General features: G+C 44.3%; 11 protein-coding genes. All 11 read right to left on the bottom strand.

Annotated features, from left to right (window positions below):
• Nucleotides 1-49 precede the first annotated feature (49 nt).
• The 11 genes from G608_RS0104090 to G608_RS0104140 all read right to left on the bottom strand — a co-directional run bounded on the left by G608_RS0104090 (nt 50) and on the right by G608_RS0104140 (nt 18625).
• Nucleotides 50-1147 (bottom strand): hypothetical protein, encoded by a 1098-nt coding sequence (locus tag G608_RS0104090; RefSeq protein ID WP_026494959.1) that lies wholly within the window; start codon nt 1145-1147, stop codon nt 50-52.
• Between the two features lies 1 nt (nt 1148).
• Nucleotides 1149-2105, bottom strand: coding sequence for a glucosamine inositolphosphorylceramide transferase family protein (locus tag G608_RS0104095; protein WP_026494960.1), 957 nt, complete (start codon nt 2103-2105; stop codon nt 1149-1151).
• A gap of 12 nt (nt 2106-2117) precedes the next feature.
• The gene (locus tag G608_RS0104100) at nt 2118-4943 is read right to left on the bottom strand and encodes a glycoside hydrolase family 3 protein (RefSeq protein ID WP_026494961.1); all 2826 of its coding nucleotides are present in this window, start codon (nt 4941-4943) and stop codon (nt 2118-2120) included.
• 158 nt (nt 4944-5101) lie between these two features.
• Nucleotides 5102-6535 (bottom strand): adenylosuccinate lyase, encoded by a 1434-nt coding sequence (gene purB / locus G608_RS0104105; protein ID WP_026494962.1) that lies wholly within the window; start codon nt 6533-6535, stop codon nt 5102-5104.
• A 96-nt stretch (nt 6536-6631) separates the two neighbouring features.
• The gene (gene purF, locus G608_RS0104110; RefSeq protein WP_026494963.1) at nt 6632-8071 is read right to left on the bottom strand and encodes an amidophosphoribosyltransferase; all 1440 of its coding nucleotides are present in this window, start codon (nt 8069-8071) and stop codon (nt 6632-6634) included.
• Nucleotides 8072-8198: 127 nt separating this feature from the next.
• Nucleotides 8199-8921 carry a glucosamine-6-phosphate deaminase gene (nagB, locus tag G608_RS0104115; protein WP_026494964.1) on the bottom strand — a complete coding sequence of 241 codons (723 nt, stop codon included), beginning with the start codon at nt 8919-8921 and terminating at the stop codon, nt 8199-8201.
• A gap of 15 nt (nt 8922-8936) precedes the next feature.
• Nucleotides 8937-10253, bottom strand: a complete 1317-nt coding sequence (locus tag G608_RS0104120; protein WP_035794641.1) for a glycoside hydrolase family 125 protein — start codon at nt 10251-10253, stop codon at nt 8937-8939.
• 4 nt (nt 10254-10257) lie between these two features.
• Nucleotides 10258-11253: a glycoside hydrolase family 130 protein gene (locus G608_RS0104125; RefSeq protein WP_026494966.1), complete on the bottom strand. Its 996-nt coding sequence runs from the start codon at nt 11251-11253 to the stop codon at nt 10258-10260.
• Nucleotides 11254-11282: 29 nt separating this feature from the next.
• Complete coding sequence (locus G608_RS0104130) at nt 11283-13172, bottom strand: glycoside hydrolase family 20 zincin-like fold domain-containing protein (protein WP_051208816.1); 1890 nt, start codon at nt 13170-13172, stop codon at nt 11283-11285.
• 7 nt (nt 13173-13179) lie between these two features.
• The gene (locus G608_RS0104135) at nt 13180-15459 is read right to left on the bottom strand and encodes a beta-glucosidase family protein (protein ID WP_026494968.1); all 2280 of its coding nucleotides are present in this window, start codon (nt 15457-15459) and stop codon (nt 13180-13182) included.
• Nucleotides 15460-15535: 76 nt separating this feature from the next.
• Complete coding sequence (locus G608_RS0104140; RefSeq protein WP_026494969.1) at nt 15536-18625, bottom strand: alpha-mannosidase; 3090 nt, start codon at nt 18623-18625, stop codon at nt 15536-15538.
• Nucleotides 18626-18627 lie beyond the last annotated feature (2 nt).

The following is an 18627-nucleotide window of genomic DNA, read 5'->3' on the forward strand; positions in this document are numbered from 1 at the left end:
CCGTCCGGTTTACTACCACCGGGCGGCTTTTATATTGCATTTTATTCACTTACAGCACATCGCTGTCGATATTTCTAAATTCACAGCCTGCAAGCTGTTTTCGGTAGCGGCAGCTGGATGATACTATCAGCGGGCCACCGCGAAGCCCAAAGGGTATATTTGTTGCATTAATAAAATGGAGCTTTTTTAGGATAGCCCCATCTCCGCTCTCATCATTGGCGAAGGGCACTTCCAAAAGTCCGCCAAGATCAATGAATTTCGAGAATAGAAGTTTGTAGATTCTAATCTTCTCTGCATCATCCTTAGCATCGGTACGATAATCATCTATTATGACCATGTGTCCCTTTGCCTTTTTCCTAAGATGGCAAAGAGCATATCCGCGAAGTCTTCCATTTCTCTCCCTCAGAACTGACCAATAGAAATTAGTATCGGGATTATATGAAAACTTCCAGCGATATATATCCGTTGTATGCATGAAATGACACATGGATTCAGCCCACAGGATGGATATTTCTTCATCGGATATGGGCACGAAAAGCTTCTTCATTTCTTTTTTTACGTTATTCTTATCAAGCTCTCCGTATCCAATCACCGGGAAAAGCTCCAGTTCCTCATTGTCCTTAAGCTCAACCCTCTTTAGTGACAGCATTGCTCTCCAGCCCTTATCAAGGACTTTTGTGGCTATGTTTTTTCCAAATACAAATCCCCAGGGTGCTGTGGCATAAATGTAGTGGCAGAGCCATACAACTCTGTTAAATCCGTAGTGTATCAGCCTTGGATAAGAGTTTTTATTGGGGAGTCCTATTATAAACTCGCACTCCTTGTTTTTCTCTTCGAAGGTCTTAAAAGCCTTGGAATAATGGCCTTTTCCTCTTGCAAAATCGGCTACAGCACCATCTACAGCCTGGACAACCTTCATCACTCTTTTATCGTAAATAAGCTTCATGCCGATAAAAGCTGACAGTCCCGCAGGTTCATCTCCCTCTCTTGAAATAGAGAAGGGCTCTGATATCCTCAAGGGATTACCATAATGCTCGTTGGCATATATCTCAGGATCTATTTCATTATCATAGACCTGATTCATTATGCCCATAGCCTCTTCCAATGATCTGCGCTGGTCTTGTGTCAGTGCATCCAATACGGTCATGTTAATGTCTCCTCAACACTTTTTTGACATATTTAAGAGGATTCCACTCCATGTACTTAAGGTCGATTACTTCATAAGCATCATTGTGACAATAAGAATGGACCCCATCCCCCTTAGGAGCTCCCTTTACTATTATATCATCAGCAGGTATATGCCATTTAGCTTTATCTGCAAGAAGCATGCGCTCTTCACTGTAGGGATAAAAATTCATGGCTATACCATAAGAAGTCTGTTTACTTTCCTGAGCAGCTACATATCTCTTTCCTTCATAGGTAAGGATATTTCCGCCATTTCTGGATTTAAGATCATATTCCTGCGCTCTGTTGAACTTTACGTCCTCTTCGATGCTAAAGCCCTTCTCCTCATCAAAGCTGATAGTAAATTTCTGGAATCTGCACTCGTACTCCCTGTCAGGGCTTATCTCACAGGTCAGTATTCTGATGGTATCCTCTGAAACGTCGATAATTGCCGTATCAACGAATTTTCTTCCAAGCTTGAATACTTTTACGTTCTTCCATTTATCAGGGAATATAACCGCCTTATATAAGCGTATGGAGTCATCGGCACTGGTCTCAGGTATCATATAGGTCTCTCCCCTAAAGTCAAAGACCATAGGGAAGGACATATGGAAAGGTTCGCGGATAATAATTTCCGGTTTGGTGGCACCGGCAACAGTAAGCTCTGTTACCGCGACGGTTCCTATTGCCTTTTTCTTATCAAAGGCTTCCATAAAAAGATAGGAACTGCCGTTTCGGGTATAGAGCACAGGATCTGCATACCAGTATCTTTTACTTACAGGAACCACATCGAACTGTCCATGACCTGTTATTCCAAGAAAGGTATCATCGCTGTATTTTCTGTAGCCTGTCACATATACATCATCAAAGGAAAGAAGCTTCTTTACAACAGTCTTCTTATCCATTTTGGCGATCTTTTTAAGTTTGTTTGTAATACTCATTTACGGCTCCAATTACTCTTCGTCTTTTTTCATTAAGGCTTCAAGGCCGCCCTTGAACATATCCTCAAGGTCCTTGGTCAGCTTAAGCTTAACGGATTTGAACTCAAGTCCTGCCTGTCCAAAGTAGAACTTAAGATAATAGTTGACCATAAATGACGGAGGAAGTTCAACCTCTACTGTCTGCCATTCAGTATCCATACCTGTAAGAGTGATGGTTCGGATGAGATTTCTGTCCATAAATATGGAAAGCGGAAGCTGCGCCATAGCAGGCTGATCCTTTGCTCTCATCACAAGCTCGGCAGTGATAACACCTCTTCTTGCAGTAGTAATGGCAAAAGCTTTTGTCTCTCCTTTTTCTGCCTTTAAGTGCTTAGGATCAAGCTCTATCTCTTCCTTATCCATAAGAACAGGAACCATGCTCTTGAGCATAGCATCATCACCTGCTTCTACAGCCTTTGCAAGCTCCTTATCAAGAGCAGACTCAATACCAAGGCTGTGCTTCCATACAGGTGCCTTAAGAAGGAAATTACAAATGTTTGAAGCACATCTTACAAGCTCATATCTTGTTACTGTTCCAAGCTTAAGTGCTCCGTTAAGGTTATCATCATTGCTGTTGGCACCGGCATCGCTGTTAACCATGTTAAGGTCATTCTGTGCTCTTACCTGTGAAGCAAGGTTCTTGTAGCTGCCCTTTCCGCCTGCTTCATCGTTACCCATTGCCCACCAGTCGGTCATTACAATACCATCAAAGCCCCACTCGCCGCGAAGGATTGTGGTAAGAAGATCGTAGCTACTTGAAGTATAGATGCCGTTTACAGGGCCGTAGGTACTCATTACAGCGCGGGCATCGCCCTCTCTTACTGCCATCTCAAAGCCCTTAAGATAAATCTCACGAAGAGCACGCTCAGAAATAACAGAGTTCACGAAGTGACGCTTAAGCTCCTGAGTGTTGCCGCAGAAGTGCTTGATAACACCTGTGACATCATATTTGTGCATACCCTTAAGCTGAGCCACAACCATTTTTCCTGTAAGCACCGGATCCTCTGAGAAGTACTCGAAGTTTCTTCCGCCAAGAGGACTTCTGTGGATGTTCATTCCGGGGCCAAGAAGGGCATCAATTCTATTTCTTCTAAGATCAAGACCTTCCCATCTGAAAAGTTCTTCGTTTATATCTTCATTAAAAGTACATGCAAGGCAGGTTCCGTTAGGAAGTGAGAATGCATGTGTACCACAGTCCATTCTGATTCCGCTGGGGCCATCAGAGCAGCCGCCAACAGGGATACCAAAGCCCTTAAGATTCTCTGTAACTCCGCCGTATGCTCCTGCAATACCGGGGGTAACCTTAGGTGAGCACATACCCTCACCTCGCATCATAGCGCAAAGATCATCATCTGAAATCTGAGCAAGGAAATCCTCCATGGAAACCTTACCGTCTGCAACATCCTTAAGCTTATAGCCCTTGTCGCCTGTGTATGCCTTAGCTTTCTTAAGAGCTGCTTTTCTCTTCTTATTGGGATCGGAGGTTCTTGTGGGAACATCCTCGTAGCCCTTTGCGAAAAGTCCGCAGGCCTCTTCCGGAATAAGTCTCTTAAAGCTCTGAACAGGAGCATATGCCTCCTCGCACTTAGCTGTAACCTTGAGCTTCTTAATCTCAAACTCGCCTACAGCCTCGGCGCTTCTTATATCAAAGCCTCCATAAATAGTATAAGTACCTTCTTCCATTACATAGCAGGACTTATGCTTTGTTTTTCCGGAATCATCATAGGATGACATCCAGTAGTCGGGAACAGTGATCTCGACTGTCTGTGATGCTCCTGCAGGAAGAATATCAGTCTTGGTAAACCCGACAAGTACTCTTGAAGGCTTTCCAAGCTTGCCCTGAGGTGCCTGCAGGTAAATCTGAACTGCCTGCTTACCGGGAACCTTACCTGTGTTTGTAACAGTGAGCTCTACATTAGCTGCATCCTTATCATATTTAAAGGACTTCTTCTCGATGGCGAACTCTGTATATGAAAGACCAAAACCAAAGGGATAAAGAACCTTATCCTTAGCAAAGGTCTCAAAATAGCGATATCCTACATAAATATCCTCGCTCTGGAAATTCTCCTTCTCAGAACCGAAGTTCTCAGTTGAAGGATAGTCCTCGATGCGCTCTGCAATTGTATCTGCAAGATGACCTGAAGGATTAACGTCACCAGTAAGAACGTCAAGAACTGCGTTACCGCCTTCCTGACCGCCCTGCCATACGTAAAGTACTGCCGCGGGATCAAGCTCCTTCACCCATCTCATATCAATGATATTACCTACATTAAGAAGCACTACTGTACGTGTAAACTTCTTTGAAAGCTTGCCGATTGCATCTTTCTCAGTATCTGTAAGGAGGATACTTCCGGACTCGTTTTTGCTGTCCTGATCCTCACCTGCTGTTCTTCCAATTATGAAAATAGCAACGTCAGATTCCTTTGCAGCGTCTGCTACAAGTTTATCCGTAAGAGGCATCTCCTCCTGGAACCAGGGCTCTGCTGCCCAGCCCACACCTGTATCAAAGGGATGTTCCTTAACGAATTCCTCGTATGCTTTTCTTACTTTCTTGTTAAGCTTGAATTTCTTTGATGCCTCAAGAGCTTCATATATGCCGACAACATAGTCTACATTAACCATACCGCCTGAACCTGTACCGCTCTTGTAATAGTTCATCTGGCTTCTACCAAAAACTGCTACTTTAGCATTTTTCTCAATCGGAAGCGCACCTCTGTCATTTTTCAGAAGAACAATACCTTCTGCTGCTGCAGCTCGTGCAGTTTCCGCAAATTTCTTAATATCCCATGTCTTTCCCATATAAAAACTACCTCATTTTCTGTACTTGGTTGTTAGTGCATATTAAATATTATGCAACATAACATACAGAAAATGAAGTAGCGATATTTTACTTTTGATGCTCTTTTTTTGTTATTTAGATGTACGTTTTTTACATGTAAAAAATAGAATTCGGAAGGTCATACATTTATTTCTGCTGTAAGACCAAGCTCTTCTTTGTTGGCATCAAGGATGGGATTAACAACCTCTGCAAGGAAGCGCTCAACCTGATGTGCACTACAGCCTGTATACTTCCCCGGATCCAAGCACTCCTTGATCTTATCCTCTGTCATGTGGAAAGCAGGATCCTTTACGATCATATCAAGAAGATCGTTGTCGAGACCATCCTTCTTAACGTGGTCGCCGGCGATCATTGAAAGCTCTCTGATCTTCTCGTGAAGCTCCTGACGGTTTCCGCCAAGCTTAACGGCATCCATCATGATGTTCTCAGTAGCCATGAAGGGAAGCTCTGACATAAGGCGCTTCTCGATAACCTTGGGATAAACCACAAGACCGTCTGTAACGTTCATGCAAAGATCAAGGATACCATCGATTGCAAGGAAGCCCTCAGCGATGGAAAGTCTCTTATTTGCAGAATCATCAAGAGTTCTCTCAAACCACTGTGAAATCTCTGTGATTGCAGGGTTAAGTGTATCTACGATAACGTATCTTGAAAGTGAGCAGATTCTCTCACTTCTCATAGGATTTCTCTTATAAGCCATTGCGGATGAACCGATCTGCTTTGCTTCATGGGGCTCCTCAACCTCTTTAAGGTGCTGAAGAAGTCTGATATCCTGAGCCATCTTTGTAGCTGATGATGCAATTCCGGCAAGTACGTTTACAACCTTCATATCGATCTTACGGCTGTAGGTCTGACCTGATACTGCCATGCAGCCCTTAAAGCCCATCTTGTCAGCAAGCATGGGATCAAGCTTATCAACCTTTGTAAGGTCTCCGTCGAAAAGCTCAAGGAAGGATGCCTGTGTTCCTGTTGTACCCTTTGAACCAAGAAGCTTCATATTATCAAGAACATAGTCGAGGTCCTCAAGATCGATAGTGAAGTCCTGAAGCCACAGGGATGCTCTTTTCCCTACTGTTGTGGGCTGAGCAGGCTGAAAATGTGTAAAGCCAAGAGTAGGCAGATCCTTATACTCATCAGCAAACTTTGCAAGGCAGCTTATAACATTAAGAAGCTTTTTTCTTACAAGCTTAAGAGCCTCTGTCATGATGATGATGTCTGTGTTGTCACCAACATAGCAGCTTGTTGCACCAAGGTGAATGATGCCTGCTGCCTTGGGGCACTGCTGTCCGTAAGCATAAACATGGCTCATAACGTCGTGACGAACTTCCTTTTCTCTTGCTCTTGCAACATCATAATTGATGTCATCCTGATGTGCCTTGAGCTCCTCAATCTGCTCATCTGTGATGTTAAGACCAAGCTCCTTCTCAATCTCAGCCAGGGCTATCCAGAGCTTTCTCCAGGTCTTGAACTTCATGTCCTGTGAAAAGATGTACTGCATCTCCTTGCTTGAATAACGCTCTGAAAGCGGGCTGGTGTAACGATCTGTACTCATTTGTTTCTCCTTTTCCCTCATCCGTCAGCTTCGCTGACACCTTCTCCCAGAGGGAGAAGGCAAAAGCTTCTTCTGACAATGATATTTATACTCTTTTTATTCCTCGAACTCGCCCCTGATATCTTCTTCCGGAGGTGCTACAGGATATTCTCCCGTAAAGCATCCCTTACAGATATCGAATTTATGTCCAACGAGTTCTTCAAGTCTCTCTTCTTTAAGATATCCCAGTGAATCTGCACCGATTATTTTACATATATCATCGATGCTTCTATTATAAGCGATAAGCTGCTCTCTTGCAGGGACATCCGTTCCAAAATAGCAGGGCCATAAGAACGGCGGCGAGCTGACTCTCATGTGAACCTCTGTAGCTCCTGCATCTCTCAGCATTCTCACAATTCTGTCCGATGTGGTTCCGCGGACAATGGAATCATCGATCATGATAACTCTCTTACCGTCAACCACATGCTTTAAGGCGTTAAGCTTAACCTGCACGCTGCTTTCACGGCTCTTCTGTCCTGGCTTAATAAAGGTTCTTCCAATGTACTGATTTTTTACAAAGGCCTGTCCATATGGTATTCCTGATTTCATTGAATAACCAAGGGCTGCGCAATTTCCTGATTCGGGAACGCCTACTACAACATCAGCTTCCACAGGTGAATCCTGAGCAAGGAAGCGTCCTGCCTTGATTCTGGATTCGTATACGCTGACACCGTCAAGGATGCTGTCCGGTCTTGCAAAATAAATATACTCAAAAATACAATGGCCGCATTTTACGCTGCCTACCATCTGTCTGTTAGACTCTATACCCTTTTGAGGAGAGATAGTAACAATTTCTCCAGGCTCTACATCTCTGATGTACTCTGCACCAATGGTATCAAGAGCGCAGGTCTCGGATGCAAGGATATAGCAGTTATCTCTTTTTCCTATTACAAGGGGTCTGAAGCCGTTGGGATCTCTGGCTCCGATGAGCTTTCTGGGAGACATGATAACCAGTGAGTATGCTCCCTTAATCTTTTTCATGGCATTTGCCACAGCGCCTTCAACACTTGAAGTATTAAGCCTCTCTCTTGCGATGTGGTAAGCAATGACCTCTGAATCAATGGTTGTCTGGAAAATAGCACCGGTATAAGCAAGCTCTTCTCGAAGCTCCGGAGCATTAACCAGATTACCGTTATGGGCCATGGCTAAAGTCCCCTTAACGTAATTAAGGACAAGGGGCTGAGCGTTTTCTCTGGTGCTTGAGCCTGCCGTAGAGTATCTAACGTGGCCTACACCTATATCACCGTGCATTCCCGAAAGAATGTCGTGATTAAACGCTTCATTAACCAGTCCCATGTCCTTATGACTCGTTACTTTTCCTTTGGGTCCCATTGTCTCGCTGACGGCTATACCGCAGCTCTCCTGCCCTCTGTGCTGCAGGGACAATAACCCGTAATAAATTGATTGTGCGACATCACCGCCATCGAAATCATACATTCCGAAGACGCCGCACTCTTCCCCAATCTTGTCACTTTCACTTAAAAAGTAATTTTTCATATTCCTACCTGCTACTATAAGCAATCTTTTGAAACAAGACTTATAGTAACATTTCAAGGTCTATCTAAGCAATAATCCATAATAAAAAAATTAAGGCTTATACTGCATTAAATTTTGTGCAATACGCTCAGATTTTTGAAAAAGCTTCCTCATCTCCGATAATGGTAAAGTCGGGATGCATCTGAAGAATTGATGCAGGAACCTCAGGGGTAACTCTACCAAAGAGCGCGGTCTTTACTATATCAGCCTTACTCTCGCCGTTTACCACCATCAGAACCTTTCTTGCCTGCATGATGGATTTGATTCCCATGGTATAGGCCTGCTTTGGCATCTCTTCGTCACCAAAAAATCTCTGATTGGATTTAATGGTGCTCTCCGTGAGATCAACGCAGTGGGTTCTAAGCTCGAAGGCTTCGCCGGGCTCATTAAAACCGATATGTCCGTCTGTACCTATGCCAAGGAGCTGAAGATCTATTCCACCTGCTTTCTTAATAACCTCTTCGTATTCACTGCAGACCATGTCACTATCAGGGTTACTGCCATCCGGAACGTGAATATTGTTTTCAGGCACATTTACATGGTTAAAAAACATCTCATGCATAAAGTACCAGTAGCTCTGAGAATGTGTCTTTGGAAGGCCCCTGTACTCATCAAGGTTAATTGTAGTAACCTCTGAAAAGTCGATGTCGCCTTTGTTGTACCACTCAATCAGCTGCTTGTAGGTACCTATGGGCGTAGCGCCTGTTGCAAGGCCCAGCACTGAATCAGGCTTCATGATAACCTGAGCTGATATGATGTTGGCAGCCTTCCTTGACATATCGTTATAATCTTTAGCTCTTATTATTTTCATGAGTAAAAACTCCCATCAGCAATATAAATCGTAGGTATCGATTACAAAAAGCGAGAAAAGAGAATTAGACCATGCAAACCACTCTCTGGTAAATTTTGCAGGATCATCCTTATGGAAGCCCTCGTGCATGTAGCCTGTTCCTGCATCGGTGCTTATAAGCTTCTCTATAAGCTCAGCTCTCTCCTTCTTATCATCACTGGTAAGTCCCTGCATGGACAAAGCGATGTGCCAGATATAATCCTTTGGTGTGTGGGGTGAGCCGATTCCCTTTGCGGCAGTTCCCTCATAATAGTAAGGATTCATGCTACTAAGGACAGCTTTTCTTGTAGCCTTATAAATAGCGTCATTTCCGGATATTGATGTAAGGAAAGGAATTGACATAAGGCTCGGTACATTGGCATCATCCATGAAATTCACATTGCCAAGACCGTCTGTCTCGTAGGCATAGATAGTGTTGCCCTCTGTATCCTTTGTCATGCCATACTTTGCGATACCCTCTTCCACCTTTTCTCTTATGGCCTTTGCTCTTTTCCCAATTTCTTCATTGCCTATTCTCTCAGAGAGCTTCTCAAGGTATCCGAGAACCTCAACTGCAAAGAGGTTTGCAGGAATGAGATAGCCATATTTGCAGGCATCATCGCTGGGTCTGAAGCCTGACCAGATCATGCCGGTCTGTGCCACAGGATTACCCTTTCCTTCAAAGGGAAGGGTGTCTGATTCAGGGCAGTTATCTCTCTCAAAATAGTATGCGGATTTGTTTGTATGATCCTGCTCTGTCTCCATGGTATCAAGGATTTTACCGATTCCTTGAATTACTTCCTCATCAAGTACGGACTCATCTCCGGTAGCATCCACATACATATAAAGAAGTCTTATGGGATAGCAGATAGAGTCAAGCTCGTATTTTCTCTCCCAATCCCAGGGATTGTCTTCCGTTCTGTCCTTTGCCCAGCATCTGCCGTCCGGCTCTTTATTAAAAGCGTTGGCGTAAGGATCGATACATATCTGCTCGAACTGTTTTCTTATGACGCCTTTAACGAGCTCACCGATAGCCCCTGTTTTATCTGTTCCCGCAAAGGGCAGATAGTGGCAAACCTGAGCACTGCTGTCACGAAGCCACATAGCTTCTATGTCTCCTGTAATAAGGAAAACCTTGCCATCCTTTATGCACTGCATTGTGGTATCAGCAGTGTTTACGAAACACTTTTTAAAAGTACTTACAAGCTTATCGTCAGCGCCTTTTTCCTTAAGTCTTGCCGCAAGTACCTCAGAAAGTCTGTTTATACGTTCCTTGATCTCATTTTCTCTGGTGATGTCTCGTTCAAAGCTCATAATCTTACACCTCTAGGTTGTTGTTCTTAGCCCAATCAATAAGTCTGTCAACAGTTGTAAATGCCAGTCCTGTCACTGTGTCTGCGCATCCGTAGTAGATAGCAATTCTGCCTGTAGGAGCATCGCAAAGAGCAGCGCAGGGGAATACTACATTCGGCACATCACCGCAAAGCTCATAGGTCTCTCTGGGTGAAAGAATGTAGAATTTGGATCTGTACTTCACCTTCCAGGGCTCGTCAATATCAAGGATTGCGCATCCCATTCTGTAAACAAAACCGTTACAGGTATTGATTACGCCGTGGTAGATAAGGAGCCATCCCTCATCTGTTTCGATAGGGCAGGGTCCGGGGCCGATCTTTGTGGACTGCCATGCAGACTCATCGCCCTTGTAGGTACCCATTACATATCTGTGGTGTCCCCAGTACTCAAGATCAGGACTCTGGCTGTAGAAAATATCTCCGAAGGGAGTGTGACCTGTGTCACTGGGTCTTGAAAGCATAGCGTACTTGCCGTTTATTTTTCTGGGGAAAAGTACTCCATTTCTATTATAAGGGAGGAATGCGTTTTCAAGCTGAACAAATTTCTTAAAATCGTAGGTATAAGCAATTCCGATTGTGGGTCCGTGATAGCCGTTGCACCAGGTCAGATAATATCTGTCCTCAATGAAAACTACTCTGGGATCATATCTGTACTCTCTCTTGGCAATTTCGCCATCCTCACACTCAAACTTAACAGGCTCAGGATTGATTTCCCAGTTGATTCCATCCTTACTAAAGCCTGCATACAGGTCCATACTTACAGCCATGGAATCACATCTGAAAACTCCTGCAAAACCGCCCTCAAAGGGAACAGCTGCACTGTTGAATACGCTGTTGGATGTGGGAATAGCATATCTTTCTATAATAGGATTTTCGCTATATCTCCATACCGGTTTTGTCTCCCCTTCCGGGCAGTCCTGCCACGGAATATTCTTAAGTTCCTTACCGATTACCTTGCTCATAATTTCCTCCACTTCTCTTCTCTAAAAATTTATTTGCACTCTCTTAGTGCATCAGCGCATTTGCTAAAGACATCGCTTACTCTGAAAAGCTCGCTCTCTCTGCTGTCACTGCGCCATATTTTCTTATATTGATAAAGCCATCTCTCCAGTGCTGTTGCCATGTCATCGCACTTATCCTGAATATCCTTTTCCTCTGAGAAAAGCTTTTGTCCAAGCATGAAAAGAGCTCTGCTCATAAGCTTTTGTCCCTCTGCAAAAAGAATAAGTCTGGCCGTTAGGTAAATACCTTCATCTCCAAAGCTGACTGCCAAATTTCTAAGCTCATCCAGCTTTTTATCCATTAAAGCAGCGTTCGCCTCAGGGTCTTTAACCCCCAGCTCCTCGTAAAAAGCTTTCAGATCTGATGGCTGTGACTTTCCATCCAAATGCTCTATAAATCTGACAAACTGCCACCAGTTGTTGTCCTCAAGCATTCCGATGGATTTGAAAATATCAACAAGCTGCTCCGTATCGTCACCATAGTATAGCCTTGATATTTTTCTGTTTATCTCATCCTCTGCCACAATTCCGGACCAGGAAAAAGCTGCACCGTAGATAAGTCCCGGTATTGAAAAAGCGGGATCCTGAAGGTGTCCGTAATCACCCCAGTCAGTATTCAGAACGCCCTCTGCGTCGTATTTATAAGCATAGCCGCACATAAGCGAGACATTTTTATATGCTGAATCCAGGCGATTTATAAAATGATTCCAGCCATGCACTCCGGGACACAGGTACTGTCTTACCGGCACATCATGAAGGATTCTTGTGTTATCCTCTTTTTCTTCCTCGCCATAGCCCCAGTTCAGACATATGGCTTCCTCTGGAAGCTGTGATGCCTTCTCCGGTGAACCAACGATGATGTCGCCCCAGAACATTGGCTTTTTACCCTTTTCTATGCAGTACTTCATAATCTTATTTACAAAGTCCACATACATCTGTCCGGTGCCGATTTCCTCAGCAAGCTTTTTGCTCTTTCCTCTTCCAAGATCAAAGGTTTCGTCAGCACAGATATTTACATAATCCGTTCTGAAAAGAGGAAGGAATTCATCCAGCTCCTTTTTTACAAATTCAAAGGATCTCTCATCAGTGACATTAAGTGTGTGATGCTGCATTCTGTCTTCAAGAGAAAACTTCTCTTTTCTTGGATCATCCAGCTCGCAAAGATGCTGAAAGCTCTTGGTCCTCAGAACCTTATAGAGATGCCCAAAGGTTGATACGGACGGGATAAGCTCTATATGAAGCTTTGCACAGTAGTTATCAAGCTCTAAAATATCCTCTGCCGTAAGAGGGGTATCATCTCTGCAAACCTCAGTAAAATTACTGAATAAAAACGAATGCTCAACGTAGAGCTGCAGCTGATTCAATTTAAAATAGCTGCATATATCTGCAAGCTTCTTATAGGATGAAAGCTTGCGGATACGGCCTCTTGAGGCATCATGGTAAAAGCCTCTGTTGGGAATCTTTGGCCTGTCCTTAATGAGACAAGCTTCAATCATATATCCGCTGAGATTAACAAGCTGTCTCAAGGTCTGAATGGCATAGAGCATTCCTCTGTCTCCGGAAGCCCTTACAACAATCCCATCCTCTGAAACTGCCAGCTCATACTCTTCTTCGGACAAACCTTCGCATCTTTCCATAAAAATGCATCCGGTTTTCTTTTCACCCTTTTGAATCTCTATGGGGATTCCGGTCTTATCAAGGATAGTCTCCTTAAGAAGCTTTGCAGCGTCATAATCAGTTGCAGGAGCTTTTGCAGAAATGATGATTTCTGTGTCAAAGCAGATTCTGAAAAGTCCGCTTTTTGCCGATGCTTCCGCCGGCGCAGGAATTAAATAATCAAGTGCTGACTGTAACGAATTTCTTTTAATTTCATTTGCCATAGCCCTGTTAACTCCTTCCCTTTGACATAAAGCCCAAAAGAGTTCTGCCTATTTCTTTTCCCTGATCCTTAAGTACCACATCATAGCAGCCGCCCTTTACAGAAGGCTTCATTTGATAATCGTAAAATATCAGATCCTCGGTTTTGAGGTTAAGCTCCAATTCCTTTTCTTCACCGGGCATAAGCTCAATTCGTGAAAAATCCTTAAGCTCGATAACTCTTGCCGTTGTACCTCCTGCATGTCTGTGGATATAAAGCTGAGGTACCGCAACTGCCCCGTAGGTGCCGGTGTTTTGTACCTTCATTTTTATTTCAAGTACTTTCTCATTCGGAGCCTCAACCTCCGGCTCGTTACCGGTCAGTATAAATTCAGGCTGCAAATATTTAATATCTGAATACATTAGTCCTTCCCCAAAGGAAAAAGCAGCTTTCCCATCTGTGTCGCAGTATTTGATTCCTTCATAGGAATCCTTGTAATTGTAGTAAACAGGAAGCTGTCCCGAGCTCCTTGGAAGTGACGCCGAAAGTCTTCCCGTAGGACTTATCTCTCCTGCAATAATCCTTGAAATCGCAGTGCCTCCAAAGGGTCCCGGATAAAAAGCATACAGAAGTGCATCACTTGTATCAGCCATCCTTTCCGTAGCATAGGGCCTTCCGGCTACGCAGACTGTAACTGCGGGAATCCTTCCCTTTAAGTAGCCTTCAATGAAATCTGCCTCTTTGCCAAAGCATTCAAGGTCAGCTCTGTCCATGCCTTCGCCGCATTCCATTCGTCCGCCCTTTGAAAGAGATGCCCCGTTTTTGTCAAACTCAGCGCCCTCAAATCTTGATGAGCTGCCGCCTGTCACAAATAAGACAAGGTCGAATTCATTTACGAGCTTCTCTGAGAGCTCCTGCAGTTTTCCTTCTTCAAAAGCCTCCTGAAGATATGTCACTTTTGCATCACCAAAGGTCTGCTTTAATCCCTGAAGGACAGAAACCATATCCTGAGCTTTTCTTGGAGGTGTGTAGTCTCCCATTAGTGCATATCCGGAGTCTGCATTTTCTCCAATTACAACTATTTTCTTAGCCTCTCTTACAGGAAGCAGGTTGGCCTTATTCTTTAGAAGAACCACAGATTCTTCAGCCATCTTAAGGGATAGCTTATCTATTCCGTAGTCCTTTTCAGAGCCCATGTTTTTATCCATATAAGGATGCTCAAAAAGGCCTCTCTCAAATTTCATCACAAGAACAGGAAGCAGCGCTTCGTCTATATCCGCCTCTGTTATAAGCCCACGGTTTACAGCTTCTTCAAGTCTTGTAAAGCCCTGATCCCAAAGGCTTATGTTGACTCCGCTCTTAAGAGCCAGGGCCCCGCTTTCTACATTGTCATCCGTAACTCTGTCGAGGTTATCTATAGCGCAGCCATCAGCCATAACAACGCCCTTAAAGCCCATTTCATCTCTTAAGATATCCTTTAAAAGATGGGCATTGGCATGACAGTTTACACCGTCTATCTCGTTATAGGCCGCCATAACTCCCATGGCTCCTGCTTCCACAGCGCCTTCTGCAGGAGGAAGATGAATCTCTCTAAGCTCCCGCTCTCCAATTCTTGCTGCACTGGCATTTACGCCTCCTGTGGTTTCGCCCTGAGCACAAAAATGCTTCGCAACGGAATAAACTCCCGTTTTCTGCATTCCGGTAACCGCTGCAGCTGAAAGCCTTTTACAAAGTACCGGGTCTTCGGAATAGCACTCCTCGCATCTGCCCCATCTTGCATCTCGCAGCACATCAAGCATTGACATAAGAGCAAAGTCCACATGGCCGTCCCTTAGCTGTCTGCCGCAGGCTTCATAGGCTTCCTCCAACAGCTTTTCATCAAAGGTTGATCCAGCTGCCGTATTAACAGGAAGTATTCCTCCGCCAAGAGCCTGATGTCCATGGGGACATTCCGTAGATAAAAGGGCAGGGATTCCGAGCCTTGAGTGCTCAATCACATAGCGCTGAACCATGTTGTAGACTTCCATGCTCTTTTCCGGAGTAATCCCATTGTCTTCTGTTTTACCGGTCCAGGGATCTGCTCTGTAAAGTCCGTAGATTGTACCGATTCCGCTCCATCTCTCCACTTCAGACTTAAACTCATCTGTAAGCTTCATTTCAGGCTCAGTCTCGTAAATGGCAAATCCATAGAGTCTCTGATTAAGTTGTCCGATCTTTTCATTAAGGGTCATTTGCCCCATCAGGTCCCTGGCCCTTTCCCTCGGGCTTAAATCGGGATTCCTGTAAAGAGGACTATTACTTTTAGCCATTTCCCCACCTCGAATTGAGCCGGCCCGATCCGCGCAGTTTTACGCGAATCAGGCTCCGGCAACGGCCTTTCGAAAATTAGTAGTCTATTCTGAAGGTCTTGATCTCGAAAGGCTTGATTGTAAATGTGAACTTATTTCCATTTGCATTTACATCTGCAATATCCTTTTCCATAAGATCCGTCTCTTTTACGCTCTTAATATCCTTACAGAAGGTGAGCTCAGTCTTTGTTCTCTTATTGTTAACTTCGTAAAGTCTTACGATAATTCCGTTTCCATCCTCTGCCCTCTTAACGGTCTCAAGGATTACGTTATCGCTGTCAACAGACATGAATGAGAAGTCATTTCCTGCACTTCCGCCCTTAAGAGTTCTGAGAGGTACGTTTACATTGAAGCTCTCTGCAACTGTGCCTGCTTCCTTCCAGGTACCCTCGTGAGGCATGAAGGAATAGGTGAAGCTGTGAAGCTCAAGGTCTGCTGTCTCGTTAGGTTCAGTACCTGCCTTAAGCAGTGTGATTGAAAGGTTGCCGTCAAGTGCTGAGTAGCCATACTTACAATCGTTCATAAGGCTGACACCGTAGCCGCCCTCGGACATATCTGCCCACTTGTGTGCGCAGCTCTCGAATCTTGCCTCATCCCAGCTGGTATTCTGGTGAATCTTGCGGGTAAGGTTACCAAACTGGATGTCGAAGGTTGCTTCATCTGTGTGAACATCAACAGGGAAGTGAACCTTTACAAGGTGCTGACTGAGCTTCCAGTCAATAAGTGTCTCGAAGTCGATTCTGGGTGTGCCTGCATAGAAGTGGATCTTCTGAACGAACTCGTTATCAAGCATTCTCTTTGTAACCTTAAGAGTTGCTCTTACAGGACCTTCCTCAATCCATTCGCACTTGGCATCATCAAGAACGGGCCAAGATTTCTCTGTGTAGAATACGTCCACATTCCAGTTATCAAAGCTTCTGGGCTTATCCTCATAAACTCTGAGCTCGTTACCGATAGCGCCTTCCTTAAGAACCTCTCTGTCCTGTCTCTTATCAAATACAGAAGTAAACTGTCCTGCTTCGTCAATCTTTATCACATAGTAAGGAGTCTCAATGCCATCTGCGGTTATAACAAGGTCATTTGCGCTGTCAGCCTTAGCTGCTGTTTCAAGTCCCTTGTAGCCCTTTGAAGGTATATTCTCGATAAAGGCAATTGCTCCATCCTCAGTCTGCTGAACCGCATAGGTCTTAGTACCATCTGTAACAGCCTCTGCCTTAACATCACCGAGAACTACTACATCGTTTCTGTTAAAGCCAAGAGTATTAAGTACGGAAATGCCATCTCCTGAAGGAGTGATCGCATCCATTCTCTCATCAAGAAGCTTGCCGCTCTTTTCCATGATCTCAGCGTACTCAACATCGGTAACATCATATGCTTCCTTAATAGCAGAGCCGGGAAGAATATCGTGGAACTGGTTCATAAGAATTGTCTTCCACATAGCATCAAGCTCTTCTGCGGGATATGCTTTCTCATTCATTGCAAGTACAGATAAAAGCTCAAGCTCCATCATTCTGTACTCACTCTTTCTGTTATTCTTTTTATTCTTTGCCATAGAGGTATATGTGCCTCTGTGGAATTCAAAGTAAAGCTCACCTACCCATGAAGGAAGTCTCTTTGAATCCTTAACTCTCTCGTAAAGCTCCTCGAAATACTTGTGGGAGAACTCCTGGCGAACCTTCGGAATTCCCTTGATGCCCTTCTCCATTCTTGTGGAGGTCTCAAGCATCTGTCTTGTGGGGCCGCCGCCTCCATCACCGTAGCCATAGGAGATAAGTATGTCGTTGTTAATATCCTTCTGCTGATATCTGGTCCATCCGCCCATGATGGCATCGGGATGAAGCATACCATTGTAGGTTGTAAAGAAATCGGAGGTAGGCTGGCCTACTCCAAGGGTTGTAATAAGATGTGTAAAAATCTTACTTCCATCTATACCTTCCCACATGAATGTATCCATGGGGATCTTGTTGTATTCATTCCATGCAAGCTTTGTGGTCATGAAGTACTTGATGCCGCTCTTTTTAAGAATCTGAGGAAGAGCTGCGCTGTAACCAAATACATCGGGAAGCCAGAGAATCTCGTTATCCTTGCCAAACTCATCCTTGAAGAATCTCTTACCTACAAGGAACTGTCTTACCAGGGACTCACCGCTTGTAAGGTTACAATCTGCCTCTACCCACATGCCACCTTCGGGTTCCCATCTGCCTTCAGCGACTCTGTCCTTAATTCTCTGATAGAGATCGGGATGACGCTCTTTTACAAAAGCATAGAGAATAGGCTGGCTGGACATGAACTTGTAGTTCGGATACTCATCCATAAGCTTAAGAACGGTAGCAAAGCTTCTGCAGGATTTCTGTCTTACCTGTGCTACTGTCCAGAGCCATGCAACGTCGATATGTGTGTGTCCGATGCAGGTTGCGATTACATCTTCAAAGCCTGACATCTCAGGATTCTCATAGAGTTCCTTGCGAATATACTCTCTTGCAGCTCTTACGGACTCATAGAATTCCTTACTGCCAACAGCACGAAGATCGATATGGTTTGTGGTCTCGTTGATGATCTCAAGGATTCTTCTTGCTGTTCTCTCATCAGCGTCCATACGCTCAAGTCCCCAAAGCGGAACCTGAATGTCATAGTAGAGATCCTTTATCTCATCATCTCTTACCTCTACGTCTGCAAGGAGCTTGAACTCACTGTGGAGCGTTCCTGTATAGGACTGCATATCTATGCGGACTTTAGTGCCTGCCTTTGCCTCTTCAAAAAGAAGAATCTCTCTGTGGTTGATATCAAGTCCCTGTACGGGAGTTCCATCGATGAAAACAAGGAACTGAGGATTTCTTCCATCATCCCACTCTTCAAGCTGGGTTCTGACATGAAGCCATACCTTCTTACCCTCCATAGACTCAGGGATGGTAACATCTGTTCTAAACCAGTAGTGGGTGTCCTTGCCGTACCATCTCATGGTCTCAGCATCAAAGCTCTCCCACTTATTCTCAGCCTTATCGGCATCCTCAGGAGTTATATAGCAGCCGTCTTTTTTCTGCCACTCCTTAATATTTATCTGCTCTCTTACGATTTCCTTTTTGAGCTGATTGCAAATCACATTAACTCTGTCTTTTAAAAACTTCATTA

Origin of the sequence: Butyrivibrio sp. WCD3002 (assembly GCF_000424265.1) — a bacterium.
GTDB lineage: Bacteria > Bacillota > Clostridia > Lachnospirales > Lachnospiraceae > Butyrivibrio.

What these genes read in the sequence shown, in the direction of transcription:
- G608_RS0104135 (WP_026494968.1), bottom strand. Translation starts at nt 15,459, where the DNA reads ATGGCTAAAAGTAATAGTCCTCTTTACAGGAATCCCGATTTAAGCCCG.
- G608_RS0104120 (WP_035794641.1), bottom strand. Translation starts at nt 10,253, where the DNA reads ATGAGCTTTGAACGAGACATCACCAGAGAAAATGAGATCAAGGAACGT.
- G608_RS0104100 (WP_026494961.1), bottom strand. Translation starts at nt 4,943, where the DNA reads ATGGGAAAGACATGGGATATTAAGAAATTTGCGGAAACTGCACGAGCT.
- G608_RS0104125 (WP_026494966.1), bottom strand. Translation starts at nt 11,253, where the DNA reads ATGAGCAAGGTAATCGGTAAGGAACTTAAGAATATTCCGTGGCAGGAC.
- G608_RS0104140 (WP_026494969.1), bottom strand. Translation starts at nt 18,625, where the DNA reads ATGAAGTTTTTAAAAGACAGAGTTAATGTGATTTGCAATCAGCTCAAA.
- purB (WP_026494962.1), bottom strand. Translation starts at nt 6,535, where the DNA reads ATGAGTACAGATCGTTACACCAGCCCGCTTTCAGAGCGTTATTCAAGC.
- nagB (WP_026494964.1), bottom strand. Translation starts at nt 8,921, where the DNA reads ATGAAAATAATAAGAGCTAAAGATTATAACGATATGTCAAGGAAGGCT.
- G608_RS0104090 (WP_026494959.1), bottom strand. Translation starts at nt 1,147, where the DNA reads ATGACCGTATTGGATGCACTGACACAAGACCAGCGCAGATCATTGGAA.
- G608_RS0104130 (WP_051208816.1), bottom strand. Translation starts at nt 13,172, where the DNA reads ATGGCAAATGAAATTAAAAGAAATTCGTTACAGTCAGCACTTGATTAT.
- purF (WP_026494963.1), bottom strand. Translation starts at nt 8,071, where the DNA reads ATGAAAAATTACTTTTTAAGTGAAAGTGACAAGATTGGGGAAGAGTGC.
- G608_RS0104095 (WP_026494960.1), bottom strand. Translation starts at nt 2,105, where the DNA reads ATGAGTATTACAAACAAACTTAAAAAGATCGCCAAAATGGATAAGAAG.